Genomic DNA, 17,904 nt, shown 5'->3' on the forward strand with positions numbered 1-17,904 from the left:
ATGTCCCGCGCCACGATCCGTATCGACCGTGCTCCGGGCCGGGCACGCCTGACCCTGCGGGCGGGCATGCTCGTCCCCCGCACGGTCGAGGTCGGTCCGGACCACGCGCGGGTCGCCCTCGTCGCCGCCGGCGCGTTGTTGCTCGGTGGTGACGCGGTGACCGTCGACGTCCACGTCGACGCCGGGTGCACGCTCGAACTGCAGGACATCGGTGGCACCGTCGCCTACGACGCCGACAACCGGCTGTCCCGGTGGGACGTGCGGATCACCGTCGCCGAGGGCGGCACCCTCGTCTGGGACACCTACCCGTTCGTGATCGCCACCGGCGCCCGCGTGCACCGCGACACCCGGATCGAACTCGCCTCCGACGCCGCCGCGAGCGTGCGGGAGACCCTCGTCCTCGGGCGCCACGGAGAAAGCGGGGGTGCGATCCGCAGCCGTACCTCGGTCACTCTCGATCGTCGTCCCCTCTTCGTCGAGGAGTTGTACGCGCACGGCGCGTTCCCCGAGCCCGGGATCCTCGGTTCCGCCCGGGTGCACGACGTCATCGCGACCTACGGGCGACGCGCCGAGGGCGACGGCGTCGTCCAGCTCGAAGGGCCCGGCAGCCTGCTGCGGTTCCTCGGCGCCGACGCCCACTCCTCGCCGCTCGAATCGACCTGGCGCTCCTGGCGCTCCACACCCGTTCACCCGTCCACCCTCGAAGGGAGTCTCACCCATGCACGTCCCTGACCATTTCCTTCCCATGAGCGCCACCGCGCCCGCCGCGGCGATCGCCACCGGTGCGGTCGTCCTCGCCGCCACCGCCGGGCGGCCGCGCATCACGACCCGGGACACCCTTCTCGCCGGCACGACCGCCGCCATGATCTTCGGCGCTCAGATGGTCAACTACCCCATCGCCGACGGCATCAGCGGCCATCTCATCGGCGGCGCTCTCGCGACCGCGCTCCTCGGGCCCCGGCTCGCGCTTCTCGCAATGACCGCCGTGGTCGGCGTGCAGGCATTGCTGTTCGGGGACGGCGGGATCAACGCCCTCGGGGTGAACGTGCTGGTGATGGCGGTGCTGCCCGTCCTCGTCACCGCCGCCGTCCGTACCGGCGCCGAGCGACTCGGCCTCGGGAAGCTGACGCGGACCACCGCCGCCGTCGGCGCCGGTCTGTCCGTGCCGGTGAGTGCCGCGGTTCTCGGCGTTGCGTACTCGGCGACCGTCGGAACCGGCGCCGCAGCAGCGTTCATCGGCGAACTGACCGCGGTCCACCTGACCATCGGTCTCGGTGAAGCCCTCATCACCGCCGCCGTGCTGAGCGCCGTGATGGCGTTCGCGCCCGGCGTCGCCGCGTGGGACGCACGGCCTTCCGTCACTCCCGTTGCCGTCCGACGTGGTCTCGCGGCGATCGGCGGTCTGGGCGTGGTCAGCGCCTGCGCGCTGGCGCTCGTCGCGTCCGGCAACCCGGACGGTCTCGAGCACATCGTCGGTGCCTATTCGCTGCCGGTCGGTGACGCCACCTTCGCCGGCCTTCCCGGCCTCGCCGACTACGGCACGCTCAGCGGCACCGAATTCCTCGCGGCACTGGCCGGACTCGCCGCCACCGCGCTGCTCGGCGCCGCCCTCGCCGCGATGGGCCGCACGCCGGTCCGCCAGGGCGCGTAACCGTCACGGGACGCGCCGCATCGAGCCCCTCTGTCGGAACACTCCGATCGAGGGGCTCGATGAGTTTCGGGCATGCCCCCGGTCAACATTCGCGAACGGATGCGTCCGACTCCGGGAGACGTCATGACCCAGCAGACCACCCGCGCCCTTCCACCGATCGTCGACGAGCAGACATGGCGGTCGGCGCTCGACGACCTACGGCGACGGGAGAAGGCCGCCACTCGCGAGCTCGACGCCATCGCAGCGCAGCGCCGCCGGCTGCCGATGATCGAACTACCCGACTACACGCTGATCGGCGCCGACGGCCCGATCCGGCTCGTCGATGTGTTCCAGGGCCGCTCGCAGCTCATCACCTATCACCACATGTGGTCCGACGGTGCCGAATGGCAGTGCGGCGGATGCACGAGTCTCACAACCCAGTGGACCCGGCTCGGCATCCTCGACAACTACGACGCCCGCATGGTCATCGTCACCAACGGACCGATCGACGAAGCCCTCGCCTACAAGGCGAAGGTGGGCAACACGATGGAGTGGTACTCGTCGTCGGAGAGTTCGTTCGGTGCCGACGTCGACGCACCTCCCGGCGGAGGGTTCGCGGTCAACGTGTTCCTGCGCGACGGCGACAAGGTCTACCGCACCTGGCACACCACCGGTCGCGGCACCGAACAGCTCAGCTACACCTTCGCCCTGATCGACCTTCTTCCGTGGGGTCGTCAGGAGGAATGGCAGGATTCGCCCGAGGGCTGGCCGCAGTCGCCGACCTATTCGGGGTGGCTCGATTCCCCCGAGGTGGCGCGGCTCTACGGTCCCGGCACCGGCGCGCAGTGAGGGCCGGGTGACATGGCGGCCTCGACACCCTCGCGCAGCGGACATCTGCCCATCAACGGTCTGAGCCTGTACTTCGAGGTGCACGGCGAACTCGACGGGTCCGCTCCGCTGCCCCTGCTGTTGATTCCCGGCGCGTTCATGAGCACCGAGTCGATGCCGTCCTGGGTGACCGCCTTCGCCCAACGACGCCCGGTGATCGTCTTCGATCAGCAGGGGCACGGTCGCACCCCGGACACCGATCGTCCGATGTCCTACGAACCGTTCGGCGACGATGCGGCGGAGTTGCTGCGGGCTCTCGACGTCGAGCGCGCGGACGTGATGGGTTATTCGCAGGGCGGCGGGGTGGCGTTGCAGGTGACGCTCCGGCATCCGGACCTCGTCGGAAAGCTCGTCACACTGTCGGCCACCTACCGGCAGGACGGTTGGTACGCGTCGGTACTCGAGGGCGTCGGACATCTCGATGCCGAGGTGTTCGCCGGTTCCTCGGTCGAGAAGGCGTTCACGGAGCACACGCCCGACCCCGCGGCGTTCGCCGTCTACGTCGACAAGATGAAGGTCCTCAACATCGAGGACCAGCAGATCACCGACGAACAGATGCGGTCGATCACCGCGAACGCGATGGTGATCGTCGGCGACGCGGACGGCGTGAAACCGGAACACGCGGTGACGATGTTCCGGTTGCTCGGTGACGGCGACGAGGAAGCAGCGGCGACGGGGATGGTGCAGACGGTTCCCCGGGCACGCCTCGTGATCCTCCCGGCGATGTCACACCTCGGCATCTCCGGAGCGGCGGACGTGCTGGTGCCAATGGTGACGGCGTTCCTCGACGACGTGCCGCCGGTGACGCCGGAGCTCTTCTGAGCGGCGGCCGGCGGACTTTCAGTCGGCGAGATAGCGGAGCATCACGGCGGTCGTGAACTGTCGTGTCTCGACCAGGCGCAGATCCACGCGCTTCTCGAGGGGCGGGAACATCGGTGTGCCTCCACCGAGCAGGACGGGTGAGACGAACACCTGGTACTCGTCGATGAGACCGTGCGGGATCAGCGACGCGGCGAGGTTCGCCCCACCGACCTCCATGACGCCGTCTCCTTCGGCCTTGAGCCTGCGCACCTCCTCCACCGCGTCGTCGCTGACGAGGCGACTGTTCCAGTGGACCTCGGTGAGGGTGCGGGAGAAGACGACTTTGGGCGTAGTCGTCCACAGCTCGGCGAAGTCGCGTTCGATGGGCGAGGCGTCCTCGGGCAGGTGCGGCCAGTACTCGGCCATCAGCTCGTACATCCGCCGGCCGTGCAGCGAAAGCTCGAGCTGACGGAACCGGTCGTTGTGGAACTGGTGCAGTTCGTCGTCGGGATCGGTCCAGTCGATGTTGCCGTCGCGGTCGTTGATGTAGCCGTCGAGGGACACGCCGAAGTCGTAGATCAGTTTTCTCATGATCCGATAGACCACCGGCGCACCCCGAACTCATCGGCCCGGTGCGACCGTGTCGGGCTTACGGCTGGAGCAGCACGTCCAGACCACGCTTGAAATCGTCGATGCGGCGCCCGAGGGCGTGGTGACCGCCGTTGACGAGCTCGGACACCCGGACGATCCCTGCGGTGTCCGCGACCTCGTTGAGGTTGCGCGACGTCCAGTACCAGGCAGCGGTGGTGAAGGCGTTCTCCGGCGCAGCGAGCAGCTCGGGGTGCGCGACGAAGTCGACTCCGATGTGCTCGCTGACCTTCTCGTAGTTGTGGCGGCCCGTGATCTGGATCGCGCCGCGACCCTTGTAGCGCTCACCGTCACCGGGATGGGTGTTTCCGAGATCGGCGCGACCCTCGTATGCGCGTCCCGACGCGTACTCCTCGAAGGTGCGGAAGGAGTCCGATTCGACGGCCAGCTGGGCGATGAACGCCGCCTGACGGACCGGGTTGTCGATGCCGCTGCGCGCCATCGCGTCGTTCAGCGGCGCGATGAACTGCTCGACCTTCTCCGCCGGGATGCCCGGCACGATGCGAGCCAGCTCCTCGGGTGTGACGGCGGGGGGCGGCGCGGGAGTCGTCTCGGCGACGAGTTCGACCACCTCGGTCGCCTCTGCGGATTCAGCCTCTTCCTCGTCGTCGGTCACGGTCCAGCCGTCGGCGGCCAGGGCGTCGAAGTCGAGCGCCCGGAGCAGGTCGCGGGGCTCCTGGAAACGGGTAGGGGCAGGGGTGGTGGGTGCGGTGTCGGCGTGGGCGGCGGAGGTACCGACGCCGAGCGCGGCGGTGAGGACGGCCGCGGCGGCGACCGCGGCACGGAAACGGCGCAATGATGAAACGGACAAGGGTCGTGCTCCAAGATTCGCCGAAGCTGGGTTCGGCCTTCGAACGGGGCCGCGGGCATCACCGGCGGGATCGTTACCACCGCACGGAGGGCCAACACGCGACCATTAGGTCACAACCAGGTAACGTCGCAGGTCGAGAGGTTTTCAAGCGATCGTGGCCGACGCCATCTGAACCGAAGCAAGTGAGCCACGCCATACTCGAAAGTCGATCATTGCGGCCCTTGCATTCGGCAGGCCCGATAAGAACCTGCCGCAACGGCACCTGGCCGATCCTGCCCCTCGTCCACGATGGATCGACCTGCCCTCACCGAATTCCCTGTGCAGCAACACCTTCGATGACACGGCCGCACGCGCCGAAGGTTCGCCCCACAGATGATCGAATCGAGGCCGCGATGGGTCGCCCCCTCGAGAACAGACCGGTTCGATTCGACCGAGAAGGTGTACACCCCCGAGCCGGGTCGTAATCATTTCGTGTTCGACGACACACCTCGATAACGCGCTACCGCGAGCCGAGGAGACCATCCGCGTCACGGTGCAACGGACCCGAACCGAAAGTACCGACCGGTATGGTCACGCTGGTGGAAGACCCCNCGGGGTCTTCCATGATCAGCGCGCCGAAACGGGGTCGCCGCGGCGTGTTGCAGGAGCGAGCCTCGGTTCACCGCGCGAACTGCGCGGAGGAGTACCGACCGCCCTGTATGCCGCGCCGAAAACACTCAGCGGTCGCGGTAATACCCCCGGATCGCGCGGCTCATCACCTTGATCTCACGGGTCCGCTCGTGCCGCAATCGGGCATCGGACCGGGCCGCGATCCATTCGTTCTCACGCCGCAGTTTGCGATGACTCTCCACTCGCCGGGCATCGAGGTCGCCGCGGTCGACAGCGGCGTGGACCGCGCATCCCGGTTCGGTCTCGTGCGCACAGTCCGTGAAGCGGCAGTACTGAGCGAGCTCGTCGATCTCGGGGAAGGCGGAGGCGATGCCGGCACCGGCGTCCCACATCCCGACACCCCGCAACCCCGGAGTGTCGATGAGGGTCACGCCGCCGCCCAGAGGGAACATCTCCCGATCGGTCGTGGTGTGCCGACCCTTGCCGTCCCCCTGCCGCACCGGTGCCGTCGCCTGGATGTCGCGACCGCACAGCGCGTTGACCAGCGTCGATTTCCCGGCCCCGGACGCTCCGACGAACACCACGGTGCCGTGGAGCAGCTCGCGCAATTCGCTCGATCCGGATCGGTCCGGCGCACAGACCTCGACCACGCTCGCTCCGGGTGCAAGCACGGCGACCTGCTCGAAGACCGCTTCGGTGGCGAGGTCGACCTTCGTGAGGGCGACCACCGGCTGCGCGCCGCTGTCCCAGGCCAGCGCCAGCCGACGTTCCATGCGACCGAGATCGAGGGTGTCGGCCGCGACGGTCACCACGACGGTGTCGACGTTGGCGGCGAGAACCTGCTCCTCCGACCGCCCCGACGCGTCAGCACGACGAATCGCGCCGCTACGCGGCAGCACCGCACAGACGGTGCCGATCGTGTCGCTTTCCGTGGGCGGTTCGCGCACGATCACCCAGTCGCCGGTGCAGACATGGTGGCCCGCCGTCCGCACCCGCAGCGGACCGACGGAGGTCACGGCGTCACTGTGGCCGCGACCGACCCGCACGATCCGGCCGGGAGTTCCCTGGATCTCGTTGTCCGCGAACCGTTCCGCGAGCTGTTCGGACCAGCCGTACTCGACCAGCAGGTCGGTTCCGGGTGGGACATCGGGGTGCACGGTGACTCCTGGATCATGACGAGGGGCGGGTGGTCCGCTCCGACAGATCCGATGGTGAACTTCGCACCCCGGCAATGCAATCGAATTTCGGCGTGCACCCTCAACCGCGGTGGGCCGACAGCAACCAGGCCGGGAGCATGGAGCGGCCTTTGTCGTCACGCTGCCAGGCGGCAGCATCCTCGTCGCCGAGAAACGCGTGGATGAACGCCGGCCGCACGTCGTCGACGGTCCAGAACTCGGCGACCGCGTCGCGCAACTCGTCGTCCGTCACCGGATTGGGTCCCTGACCCTCTTCGGGGAAGGCGTCCTTCGAGAAGGCCAGGACGAAGAAGGACGCACTCGGAGCAGTGGCACGGGTGACGGCGCTCAGGTAGGCGCTGCGCCGGTCCACGGGCAGCGAATGGAACAGGGTGCTGTCGACGATCGTCGCGAACCGGCCGTCGAAACCCGTGAACGAAGTGATATCGGCGACCTGGAAGGTCGCGGTCGTCAGGCCCCGTTCCGTCGCCGCCGCTCGAGCGGCTTCGATGGCGGTCGGCGACAGGTCGAGACCGACCACGGTGTATCCCTGCGCCGCGAGATGGAGGGAGGTCTCGGCATGCCCACAACCTGCGTCCAGCACGTCGCTACGGAATCTGCCCTCGTCGATCAATCGGGCGATCTCGGGTTGGGATTCGCCGATGTTCCAGGGTACGGGGCCCGAAAACCCTTCGGCGACGCCCCGGTAGATGTCGTCCCACGGTGCAACCTGGCCGTCCTCGGTCATGGATCCGACGGTACGCCCGCCGCCGGATCCACCGCACCGATTCCGAATTCGGCACCGGTAACCGGTTCACTCGGCCGGGTTCGTGAGGAAGGATCGACAAGCGCCACCGTTCGAGAGGGGAACTCACTCGTGACCGAAACTGCCGCATCCGCACCCGCCGGCCCCGGCCGGGAACGCCAGGGCGTCGTGTACCGCAACGGAGCGCTGGGCCGGCGCCCGGCCGTCCCCACATCCTTCGGCGACCTCGAACGCGCCGCGCGACGCGCGAGTTCGAAGCGGGCCTGGGCCTATGTCGCGGGCGGCGCCGGCGAGGGACGCACGATGCGCAACAACCGGCGCGCGTTCGACCGATGGGCGATCGTCCCGCGTATGGCCCACGGAGTCACCGAACGCGACCTGCGTACGACCGTGGCAGGAACGTCGCTCTCCTCACCGCTGCTGTTGGCCCCGATCGGAGCGGGAGCGTTGATGGCCGCGGACAGCGACCTGGCGATCGCGCAGGCGGCCGCCGCGACCGGCGTGCCGTACATCTTCTCCAATCAGGGCTGCAATTCCATGGAGGACTGTGCTGCCGCGATGGGCTCTGCGTCCCACTGGTTCCAGCTGTACTGGAGTTCCGACGAGGATCTCGTCGACAGCCTGCTGCAACGGGCCGAAGCAGCCGGCGCCGAGGCCGTCGTCGTCACCCTCGACACGACGATGCTGGGGTGGCGTCCGCAGGACCTGAATCTCGGGTCGCTGCCGTTCGCACGTGGTGAGGGCATCGCGCAGTACACCTCGGATCCCCGCTTCCTCGACATCGTCCGGCAGCGGATCGACGCCGCCCGCGAGATCGTGACGGAGCGACCCGACGTCACGCTCGGTGCGATCCGCACACTGCTGTCGATGACCCGTAACCATCCGGGCCGATTCCTCGACAACCTCCGCTCCCCCGTGCCACGCGCCGCAGCGGAGACCTTCCTCGACATCTACTCGAATCCGGGGCTGAGCTGGGAGCATCTGGCGACGTTGCGTGATCGGACTCGACTTCCCATCGTGCTCAAGGGAATTCTGCACCCCGACGACGCACGTCGCGCCGTGGACCTCGGTGTCGACGCCCTCGTCGTGTCGAACCATGGTGGACGCCAGGTCGACGGATCGATCGCCTCGCTCGATGCCCTGCTCGACATCCGCGCGGCGATCGGCCGGGAGCCGACCGTGCTGCTGGACAGCGGGATCCGAAGCGGTGCCGACGTCTTCGTCGCGCTCGCGCTCGGCGCGGACGCCGTGCTGCTCGGCCGGCCCTACATGTACGGGTTGGCGATCGCGGGTCGACAGGGCGTCGAGGAGGTGGTCCGCAACGTGATCGCCGAGTTCGACCTCACCATGGCGTTGACCGGTGCCCGATCGATCGCCGATATCGACGAACGGTTCGTCCGGCCGAATCCCTCCTTCTGAAACAGGGTCAGGCCTTGCGCGCACGCACCTTGCGGTAGGGAGTCTCGTCGATGCGCGTGGTGATCTCGGCGACCATCTTGTCGTACGACTCGTTCTTGCGGGCGATGCCGATGAGCTGCTTGGTGGTGCGCGCCGCAGCGCGCAGGTTCATCGGGCGCCCCTCGATGCCGTACATCAGGCGTGCCCACTCCGGCAGGAGCGACAACATGCCGTCCTGCACGACGACGAAGGTGAACACCTTCACCGGATTGCCCCACAGGTTCGGCTTCCGGAGTGCGTGCGTCACCTCGGCGGCGGCGAGCGACAGCGACAGCCAGTGGCGCTGCTCGTCGACGTACGCCTCGAGGTCGGCCCGGGTAGCGGGCAGGCGGGCAGGGTCCGCGCCGACGAGTTCTGCGGCGATGTGCTGTTCGACGACGAACTTGTCCTGTTCGGCCGGGGTCAGGTCGAGGCCGAAGGCTTCCGCACCGCGCAACAGCGCGAATGCGAGGGCGTTGTGGGTCCAGTCGATCCACGCGGGTTCGTCGGCGCGCAGCGTGGTGCCTGTGTGCGGGTCGTCCCACACGGCGTGAGCGTGCATGCGGCGCACCGACGCAGCGGCGGCATCCGCATGGGCCTTGTCGCCGAACATGACCGTGTCGAGATAGCGGCCGGTGCGCTCGTCCCGCCCCTTCGGATCGACGTACGCGGCCGACGCGTGCTCGAACAGCCGCATCATGCCGGGGTTGAGTGCCTGCAGCAGTAGGCCCGCCATGCCGGCGACGCGAGAGGACGGGTCGGCGTACACCTTCCACGAGACGGAGCCGGGACCGAAGTAGCCGTCGTCTTCACGCGGCGCGTTCTGGGCAGGATGGGGGGTGGTTGCGGTCACGGGTGAGGGCTCCTTCAGCACCGGGGGAAGTGCATATCGGGAGAATGTTATTTCCGTATGCGAAGTTTCGCACGCCCCCGCGCACCCCCCACCGCACATTCACCCCGGAAGATCACCTCATGCCTTCAGGTACGCCAGCGCCGACCGGGCCGCGTGATACCCGCACATACCGTGCGCCCCGGCACCTGGCGGAGTCGCCGCCGAGCACAGGTACACGCCGGGAACGCCGGTCGCGTACGGGTCCAGGGCCGGGCGGGGCCGGAGCACGAGCTGCACCGCACTGTTGGCTCCGGTGACGATGTCGCCGCCCACGTAGTTCGCGTTGTGGACGGACATCTCGGTCGTCGTCCGAACGTGCGCGGCACGGATCGTGTCGCGGAAGCCCGGGGCGAACCGTTCGATCTGGGCGGTGATCGGCTCGGTCGCGTCGCCGGTGTACCCGTGCGGGACGTGCGCGTAGGCGTAGAGCGGGTTCAGGTTCCCTGCGGAGCGCGACGGGTCGGCGAGGAACTGCTGGCCGACCAGGACGTAGGGGCGATCGGGCATGATCCCCCGGTTAACCTGACGTTCGGCCGCCGCCGTCTCGGCGTACGAACCGCAGACGTGGACGGTGCCGGCGCGGCGGGACGGTTCGTGCTGCCAGGGCACGGTGCCCTCGACGGCGTACTCGACCTTGAACGCTCCGGGCCCGTGCTTGTACCGACGGTAGGCGCGGGCGGTGCGGCGAGGCAGCCTGTCGCCGACGATCCGCACGGCGTCGGCGGGTGAGGTGTCGAGGAGCACCAGATCGGGGTTGCCGAGTTCGTCGAGGGACTCCACGCGCACCCCGGTTTCGACGGTGCCGCCGTTCTTCTCGATCAGTGACGCCATCGCTGCGGCGATCGCGCGCGATCCGCCCTGCGCGACCGGCCACCCGTAGGCATGCGCGGCCGTGCCCAGCGCGATGCCGATGGCCGACGACATCGGCGAGCCGAAGGGCCGCAGGGCGTGGGCCGCCACGCCACCGAAGAGGGCGCGCGCCTCGGGTGTGGACCAGGCGCGTGCGAGCACGTCGGCGGGCATCGCGGCGAACATCCCGAATCCGGCGAGCAGCACCGGATGGACGGGTACGTGCAGCATCGGGCGCAGGAAGTCCTCGGTGATGCCGCCGAATCGTTCGGTCAGTGCGCCGAAGATCCGGCGCCACCTGGTCCCGTCGGTCCCGAGTTCCGTGGCGGTGTCGTCCACGGATCGGTAGGCCGCGCCACCACGTCCGCCGTCGAGCGGGTGGGTGTACTGCACCTCGGGCCACGACCAGGTCAGTCCGTGTTCCGCGAGGTCGTACTTCCGGCTGAAGGGGGTGTCCACGGCCAGCGGGTGGAAGCCGCTGCATTCGTCGTGGAGCAGGCCCGGCAGGGTCAGTTCGCTGCTGCGCGTGCCGCCACCGATCGTCTCGGCTGCCTCGAGCACTCGTACCCGTACGCCCTCGGAGGAGAGCACGACGGCGGCAGCGAGCCCGTTGGGCCCGCTGCCGACTATCACCGCGTCGGTCATGCTCCAACCTTGACACGATCGGGTCGGACCTGCGGGTGGAGGTAGGCCGTCCCGGCCGGTTCGTAGCCGGCCATCCGCCAAGTGACGGTGTGCGGGATCGGGCCGTCGGGCAGCCACGGTTGCGCCGAGACCGCGTCCTCGATGTGATAGTGACCGCGCTCGACGACACCGAGCGCAGCGTCGATCACCTTGTAGTCCAGCGTCTTCCGATGGATCGGCTGGGACTCGATCCACACGATGACGCATTCTCCCGGTTCGAACCGGCACCGCTCCTGCACCGCGGTGATGGTCTGCTCGTTGTGGAGGTGACCGTCGCCGAACTGCCAACCCACCAGGGTGGTGCAGGTGAACTCACCTTCGCGGATGCGGTAGTTCTCGAGCTTGTCGAGGTGCCGCATCATCAGCGACATCAGTCCGCGGCCCTGGCTGTGCATGGTGCGCCATGCGACCGCCTTCTGCATGAAGATCTCGGCGACCTCTTTGCCGAACGCCCCGCTCAGCTGGTCGATCTGGTTGTCGTTGAACTTGGTGAGATTCTCGTTGAGCTTGTTCTCCGCCTCGTCACCGCGGAAGGCCCACAGCGCCGACGCCCAGTTGCCGGCGTACTGACGCATCGACGGCAGGAAGGAGACGAGGTCGGGGCGCAGGTTGCCGAGGATCGGGAACAACAGGAAAGCGACAAGGATCGGTGCGAGGATCCAGACGGAACTCACGTCGCCCACACCGTAACCGGCGCCGGCGGGGAATCCACCGAAGAGCCAGACCGCGGCGAACATATAGAAGACGTTCCACTCGAGCGGCACCGCCAGCGGGAAGGTCGAGGTGATGAAGATGTGGAACATGACCATGCCGATGATGGCGAGCCAGGTGATCGTCGTGTTCGTGGAGAACAGCAGCACCAGCGGGACGACGAGTTCGACGACGGTGCCGCAGACGTGGGCGAGGAACCAGCTGACCTTCGACGGACGCAGGTCCTGCGGGAAGTTGCGGTAGAGCGAGCGCTTGAACCGCTTCGAGGTGATCCACGGGGTGTTGCTGAGCATCGGCGGGATCACGTTGGTGAAGTGGTGACCGAACTTGGAGACACCTGCGCCGAACCACACGGTGACCAGCGCGATCTTGGCGGCCAGGATCATATCGACGTGGTTGCTGAAGATGCCGAAGAAGAACATGACGGCGACGTACTGTTCCGAGCGTGCGGCCAGGAAGACCACGCGGTCGCGCAGACCCATGACGACGATGAGGCCGACGTAGGTCAGCAGCGCCCACTGCGGGAGCAACCCGACCTTGCTTCCCGGCAGGGCAGCGGTCGTGACGCCGGGTCCGAGCAGCAGGAACAGCAGCGTGGCCAGGAGCGCGAAGTAGATCGCGACGTCGACGACGGTGCGATGGTCACCGCGGGTGAACGGCACCACCTTCGGCCAGGGTGGGAGCCGCAGGGTGCCGCGGCGGGTCCAGTAACGCCAGCCACCGGTGAACGGCTTGAACTTGAACGCCAGCGGTCCGGAGGACGACGCGTAGCCGGTGATCTCGAACAGGATCGTCCACACCATCAACTTCTGGTAGACGATCGGCTCGCCCCACCAGCCGGCGAGATCGGCGAAACCCAGTCCGGGCGTGGTGAGTCCGACGACCGCCACCCCACCGAGAGCGTAGAAGATCAGCTTGTACACGTAGAGCATGTGCATCTGTTTGGGGCTGCCGAAACCGTATTCGGCCCAGTGGGTCGCCAGCACCCGCATGCGCTCCATGAAGGGCATGTCGTCGTAGGTGGCCGGGTCGACCGGTGGCATGTCTGCCGTCTTGAATCCCATTGTGACTCCTGAAGGTGGGCAGGGCTCATCACCGCGAGGGGCACTCGCGTCGAGGTAGGACGAGGGATAGGGGTCAGGCGTGTTGCAATGTGCGCCTGAGCGAGGGTTTGTCGATCTTGCCGACGGGGTTCTTCGGTAGCGCGTCGAGGATGTCGATCCGCTCGGGCACCTTCGCGCGCATCAGGTGCCGCCGGCAGTGCTCGAGGAGGTCCTCGGTGGTCGTCGTCGCAGCCGGGTACAGCACCACGTAGGCGACGGGAACCTCGCCGAGGACCGGGTCGGGCCGCCCGACGACCGCGGCTTCGAGAACGTCGTCGACCGAGGTCAGAACGGTTTCGATCTCCTTGGGATAGATGTTCTCGCCTCCGCGGATGATCATGTCCTTGACGCGGTCGACGATGCGCAGATAACCGTCCTCGTCCAGGATCCCGATGTCCCCGGTGTGCAGCCAACCGTCGCGGACGGTCTCGGCGGTCGCGTCGGGGCGATCGAGGTAGCCACGCATGACCGTCGGTCCCGCGATGACCACTTCCCCTGTCTCGCCGGGTGCCAGCAGTTCACCGTCCGGGGACATGATCCCGATCCGCTGTCCGGGCAGTGCCGGTCCGACCGTTCCGAGTTTGCGGACGCCGTCGACGGGATTGCAGGCGGACGCGCAGGTCGCCTCGGTGAGTCCGTATCCCTCGACCATGACGAAGCCGAAGCGGTCGTGGCACCGCTGCAGCAGTTCCTTCGACACCGGCGCGGCGCCACACACCACGAACCGCAGCGACGAGGTGTCGGGGCTCACGGTGTCGGGTAGCGCCGCGAGCATCGCGTAGATCGCGGGCACAGCGGAAAAGTATGTGGGGCGGAGCTTTTCCACGTGGTCGAAGAATCGGCTCGCGGAGAACGATCCGATGACGCTGAGCTGTCCGTGCGAGCGCCAGACCGCCAGTGCACTCACCATGATCGCGTTGACGTGGAACAGCGGCAGGACGAGCATGCAGTGGTCGTCGGCGGTGAGACGGAAATGCTGCGCCATCGTCGACGACATGGCCTCGGCGTTGTCGTGATCGAGCATCACGCCCTTCGGCCGGCCGGTGGATCCGCTGGTGTAGATGACCAGGCTCAATTCGTCGCCGCGCAGGGCCACGGGTTCGGGGCCGTCGCCCCCGTCGGCGAGATCGTTCACCGCGATGCTCGGCCGGCCCCCGTCGGGTGCGTCGGTCGAAGTCTTGACCACGAGGACAGCGCCGGAGTCCGAGATCTGATATGCCGCTTCCGATTCTGTGAACGCCGGATTGACAGGTGTCGCGGCAGCACCGAGACGCCACGCCGCGATCATCGCGACGAGCAGTTCGATCCGGTTCGGCAGCATGATCGCGACGATGTCACCCGCACCGACGCCGTGACGCGCGAACTGCGCTGCGACAGCGCGGGTTCGGTCGTCGAGCTGAGCGTAGGTGAGTTCGAGCCTGTCGTCTCGGACCGCCGTACGAGAGCGATCCTCGGCGGGGACGTTCCAGGGGAGAAAGGGAAAGCGGGAGAAGGGCATCTACAGCTCCTCGGTCCGACGAGCACGTATCGGTTGTGATGCACGACACTATGCGGTCGGCGTGATCCAGGACACGTCCCCACGAAACCAACTTCGACGCTTCTCTTGTCGATTCTGCACAAAAACGGGTCAGCGACCGGACGAGCGCTTCTCCTTGGACAGCAGCACGGGTCGTCCGAGCACATGACAGACGTGCAGAGCCAGCTCGAGATCCAGCCGGTTGTCGGAGATCGGCCGTCCCCGTTCGTCCTCCGCCTTCTGCAGCCGGTACTTCACGGTGTTGCGGTGGAGGACGAGTTCCTCGGAGGTCTGCACATAGCTTCCGCCGGTTCGCAGGAACACCCGCGTCGTGTCCCGCAACCGCTCCGCGGCCGGGCGGTCGATCGCGAGCCGGCCCAGCGTATCGGCGACGAAACGCCTGGTCGTCGCGAGGTCACGTGCCAGCACCGCTGTCGCGGACATGCCGTCCTCGCCGTAGTACACCGCTCGGCTGTGGGGAACGGTCGCGGTGCTCGCGACGATCCGCACCGCCTCGGCCTGCTCGTGACTCCGCCGGAACCCCGCGACCCCGACCCCCGGCTTCCCGAACGCCACGCGCAACCCGGGGACGGCCTGCACAGCCGTCCGAAGGCGCGGCAGGTCGACGACCGTGCCACCGGCCCTTGTCGTCCACAACCAGGCCGTGCGCCGATCCACCGGCACGAACAGGGGCGCACCTCCCCCACCGGCCGCGACGGTGAGAGTCTCCGCTGCTGCCGCGAGCGCGGGTGTCTGGTCTGCGCCCTGGGCCGGGCCTTCGATCCACGCGATCGCACCGAGGTGGGTTCCGTCGAGCCGGTAACCCGTCTTCGTCGCGAAGTCCTCGGTATCGAACGCGCCGCCGCTCAACACCTGCTCCACCAGCGCCGACGTCACGTTCTCGGACTGCTGGACCAGCACCCGCTGCTCTTCTTCGTGCGCGTCGAGCACGACGCGCGTCATCCAGTCCACGTACTTGTGCATCCACCCGGCGAAATGATGGAGCAGTTCCAGTTTCAGGTCGGGTGCACAATCGAGCTGCTGGATCTCGGCGAACATCTGGTTGAACAGGTCGTCGGAGCCGATGTGGTACGCCCGCCGCAGCGCTGCCGCAGGAACGCCGTGTCGCGCGAGCCGCACCGCATACTCCGTGGCCGCGGTGATCGGCTGGATGCGATCGAGCGGGATGTCGTTGCTGATCATGTGCAGGATGGTGGCGACATTGCCCTCCACACTTGCCCGCAGCATGTCCGTCAGTTCGGGCTCGCCGAGATCCTCGACGACCGACTCGATCGCCGCGTCCATGCTCGCGACGAGCTCGCCGGACCGCCGTTGCAGCCGCTCACCGACCACCACGACGAGTTCCTGCACCTCGGCGGCACGTGCGTCCTTCGACGGAGTCCCGCGTCGGGCGTCATCGCTCATTGCACTCGTCTACCAGAAAACTCTCGTGCACAGTGCGCGATCACCACACCACCGGCGAGGTCTTACCCGAGCGTCAGCCCGCGGCTTCGTCCTGGCATGCCGCATTGCCATACACGATGAACGCAGGTCACCGCATGGGGAACGGATCCGGTAGACGAAATCGTCGATTTCACCCTCGACGCGTCAGGCGAGGAGCGCGGCGTCGAGCACTCGGCGCGCCGCTGCGGGATCGTCGACGTGGATCGCGAACCGGCTCACGAGCGCCGGACGGCGGCGATGTTCGAAGAAGGCCGGCAAGAGGGCCTCGACGGGTTCCGCGAGGACGAGATCGAGATTGGTGCCGTCGGGACCGGGCAGGAACAGCACCTCGCCGTCCACACCCGTCTCCGTCGGCTGGAAGCGATGGCGCGGGATGCATCGCTGCAGGTTGTCGGCATCGATATGTGCCACGACCTGATGTCCGGAGCGCAGGACGAGGGCGTCCCGCGTCAGAAGATGCGGGTTGACGACACGATCCGCGAGCCACCCCACGAGAGGAAGAAGCGAGTACACCGAGACGATCAGCAACGTCCAGCGCAGCCATTCCCAAGGCACGAGTATGTGGACCACCGCGATCTCGATGACCGACGCCACGAGCCACGCGATCGGCACGCTCATCGTGCCGCGGGTGTAACCGATCGTCGTCACCTCAGGTCCGGCGCCGACCCGACGTCCTCGTATCAGGAACCACAGTGCGCGGTAGCTTCTCAACTCTGCGCGGATCAGGGTCGCGGGCACACGGCCGACGAGTTCGTCGAGCACCCCCGCCCACGGTGCTCCGGATCGGCGCAGGACTCGGACGCGCAGTGCGCCGACGATCAGCACCAGGATCCCGAGAGGTAGCTCGAATCCGAGCCAGACCTTCAGTGCTGCCACCGGCGTGAGGATGCCCAGTGCAGCGAGGACGGCGTTCGTACAGGCCACCGCCACGGTGAGGACGAGAGCGGCTCGGTGGACGAGCCGGACGGTGCGCTCAGTCATGCCCGCGCTCCGTCCTGCTGCGGTCCCGACTGTGCGGCGACGCGCCGGACGAACCCGATCGCGACGGCCTGCTGGGCCGGGTCCGGAAGGAACTCGGCGAGCACCTCGGTGTTCGATTCGAGGGCAGTTGCCGCCTCGGCTGCCCACGAACCGAGCACCTCCGCCATGATCGGGATGTCGTCGAGCAGCGCGGTCATGCCGTCGATGACGGCGCTGACCTCGTCGGCTGCCGCGGTGGGATCTTGTCCGGCAAGTGCACCGAAGCGTCGGTAGACGGCGACCATGGCGTGCCGTTGTTCGGGGTCGTCGAGCAGGGTTCGCATGGCGTCGAGATACTCCGGTGATGCCTGCCCGGTGAGTGCGAGCATCTCCCAGCTGTCGCGTTCGCGGACGAACAGCGTCCGGGTGTGCGGGTCGTCCTCGCCGTCGATGAGTTCGTCGAACGCGTCGACGATCGGTGACGGCAAGGGCGAGAGCCGATCGCCGACGCGGTGACGCTCGAGAATCGCGGCGAGTGCCTCACGTTTGACCTGCAGCGTCCGGATCTGATTATCTGTCGCCTCGAGCAGCGATTCGAGGTCTGCGGTGAGATCGGACTCGGCATCTCGGTCGCTGCCGTCGGTGAAGTGGCCGCCGAGGACGGTCGCCACCGAACCCAGTGGAACACCCGACTGGGCGAGCCAGCGGATGCGCAGCAGACGCACCAGGTCGGCGAGTTCGTAGTCCCGGTATCCGTTGGGTGTCCGTGGGGGTTCGGGCATGAGCCCGAGCCGGTGGTAGTGCCGAACGGCGCGAACGGTGGTTCCCGCGGCCTGGGCCAAGTCGCTGATCCTCATGGCTTCAGCATCGACCCTGACGCTACGTCAGGGTCAAGCCGTGAATGCGGCGGCGCACATCGGGGTGGGAACAACCCGAGAAGGACTGCGGTTGAGTGCAGTA

The 17,904-nt window shown here is 67.7% G+C and carries 16 protein-coding genes; 5 read left to right on the forward strand and 11 right to left on the reverse strand.

The features are described from left to right. From ACLBYD_RS13085 to ACLBYD_RS13100, 4 genes are all read left to right on the forward strand, one after another. Positions 1-732 carry an urease accessory protein UreD gene (locus ACLBYD_RS13085; protein ID WP_258261289.1) on the forward strand — a complete coding sequence of 244 codons (732 nt, stop codon included), beginning with the start codon at positions 1-3 and terminating at the stop codon, positions 730-732. 13 nt (positions 733-745) lie between these two features. Then, entirely contained in the window at positions 746-1,651 is a 906-nt protein-coding gene (locus tag ACLBYD_RS13090) for an energy-coupling factor ABC transporter permease (protein WP_258261290.1), read from the forward strand. 123 nt (positions 1,652-1,774) lie between these two features. After that, positions 1,775-2,479 carry a DUF899 domain-containing protein gene (locus ACLBYD_RS13095; RefSeq protein ID WP_447816759.1) on the forward strand — a complete coding sequence of 235 codons (705 nt, stop codon included), beginning with the start codon at positions 1,775-1,777 and terminating at the stop codon, positions 2,477-2,479. Between the two features lie 12 nt (positions 2,480-2,491). Then, the gene (locus ACLBYD_RS13100) at positions 2,492-3,340 is read left to right on the forward strand and encodes an alpha/beta fold hydrolase (protein WP_447816760.1); all 849 of its coding nucleotides are present in this window, start codon (positions 2,492-2,494) and stop codon (positions 3,338-3,340) included. Positions 3,341-3,358: 18 nt separating this feature from the next. Here ACLBYD_RS13100 and ACLBYD_RS13105 read toward each other — a convergent pair whose 3' ends face one another. The 4 genes from ACLBYD_RS13105 to ACLBYD_RS13120 all read right to left on the reverse strand — a co-directional run bounded on the left by ACLBYD_RS13105 (position 3,359) and on the right by ACLBYD_RS13120 (position 7,310). After that, a complete protein-coding gene (locus ACLBYD_RS13105; RefSeq protein ID WP_447816761.1) occupies positions 3,359-3,910 on the reverse strand; it encodes a dihydrofolate reductase family protein in 552 nt (183 codons plus the stop codon). Between the two features lie 58 nt (positions 3,911-3,968). Beyond that, positions 3,969-4,778: a glycoside hydrolase family 19 protein gene (locus ACLBYD_RS13110; RefSeq protein WP_447816762.1), complete on the reverse strand. Its 810-nt coding sequence runs from the start codon at positions 4,776-4,778 to the stop codon at positions 3,969-3,971. Positions 4,779-5,494: 716 nt separating this feature from the next. Next, positions 5,495-6,544 carry a ribosome small subunit-dependent GTPase A gene (gene rsgA, locus ACLBYD_RS13115; protein ID WP_447816763.1) on the reverse strand — a complete coding sequence of 350 codons (1,050 nt, stop codon included), beginning with the start codon at positions 6,542-6,544 and terminating at the stop codon, positions 5,495-5,497. Positions 6,545-6,644: 100 nt separating this feature from the next. Further along, a complete protein-coding gene (locus ACLBYD_RS13120) occupies positions 6,645-7,310 on the reverse strand; it encodes a class I SAM-dependent methyltransferase (RefSeq protein WP_447816764.1) in 666 nt (221 codons plus the stop codon). A 129-nt stretch (positions 7,311-7,439) separates the two neighbouring features. Between ACLBYD_RS13120 and ACLBYD_RS13125 the strand changes: the two genes are divergently transcribed. Continuing rightward, positions 7,440-8,747, forward strand: a complete 1,308-nt coding sequence (locus ACLBYD_RS13125) for an alpha-hydroxy-acid oxidizing protein (protein ID WP_016934804.1) — start codon at positions 7,440-7,442, stop codon at positions 8,745-8,747. 7 nt (positions 8,748-8,754) lie between these two features. On the opposite strand, the gene ACLBYD_RS13130 is transcribed toward ACLBYD_RS13125, so the two are convergent. The 7 genes from ACLBYD_RS13130 to ACLBYD_RS13160 all read right to left on the reverse strand — a co-directional run bounded on the left by ACLBYD_RS13130 (position 8,755) and on the right by ACLBYD_RS13160 (position 17,801). Beyond that, positions 8,755-9,618: an oxygenase MpaB family protein gene (locus ACLBYD_RS13130; RefSeq protein WP_277371668.1), complete on the reverse strand. Its 864-nt coding sequence runs from the start codon at positions 9,616-9,618 to the stop codon at positions 8,755-8,757. A 117-nt stretch (positions 9,619-9,735) separates the two neighbouring features. Beyond that, on the reverse strand, positions 9,736-11,151 hold the full coding sequence (locus ACLBYD_RS13135; protein WP_277371667.1) for a phytoene desaturase family protein: 1,416 nt from the start codon (positions 11,149-11,151) through the stop codon (positions 9,736-9,738). Then, entirely contained in the window at positions 11,148-12,965 is a 1,818-nt protein-coding gene (locus tag ACLBYD_RS13140; RefSeq protein ID WP_447816765.1) for a DUF3556 domain-containing protein, read from the reverse strand. The genes ACLBYD_RS13135 and ACLBYD_RS13140 overlap by 4 nt, the downstream gene beginning before the upstream one ends. A 73-nt stretch (positions 12,966-13,038) precedes the next feature. Continuing rightward, positions 13,039-14,502: a class I adenylate-forming enzyme family protein gene (locus ACLBYD_RS13145; RefSeq protein ID WP_447816766.1), complete on the reverse strand. Its 1,464-nt coding sequence runs from the start codon at positions 14,500-14,502 to the stop codon at positions 13,039-13,041. Between the two features lie 129 nt (positions 14,503-14,631). Beyond that, entirely contained in the window at positions 14,632-15,945 is a 1,314-nt protein-coding gene (locus ACLBYD_RS13150; protein ID WP_447816767.1) for a PucR family transcriptional regulator, read from the reverse strand. Positions 15,946-16,128: 183 nt separating this feature from the next. After that, the gene (locus tag ACLBYD_RS13155; protein WP_447816768.1) at positions 16,129-16,965 is read right to left on the reverse strand and encodes a hypothetical protein; all 837 of its coding nucleotides are present in this window, start codon (positions 16,963-16,965) and stop codon (positions 16,129-16,131) included. Next, a complete protein-coding gene (locus ACLBYD_RS13160) occupies positions 16,962-17,801 on the reverse strand; it encodes a MerR family transcriptional regulator (RefSeq protein WP_447816769.1) in 840 nt (279 codons plus the stop codon). The genes ACLBYD_RS13155 and ACLBYD_RS13160 overlap by 4 nt, the downstream gene beginning before the upstream one ends. Positions 17,802-17,904: the final 103 nt, after the last annotated feature.

The sequence above is a fragment of the Rhodococcus sp. C26F genome (assembly GCF_053345925.1).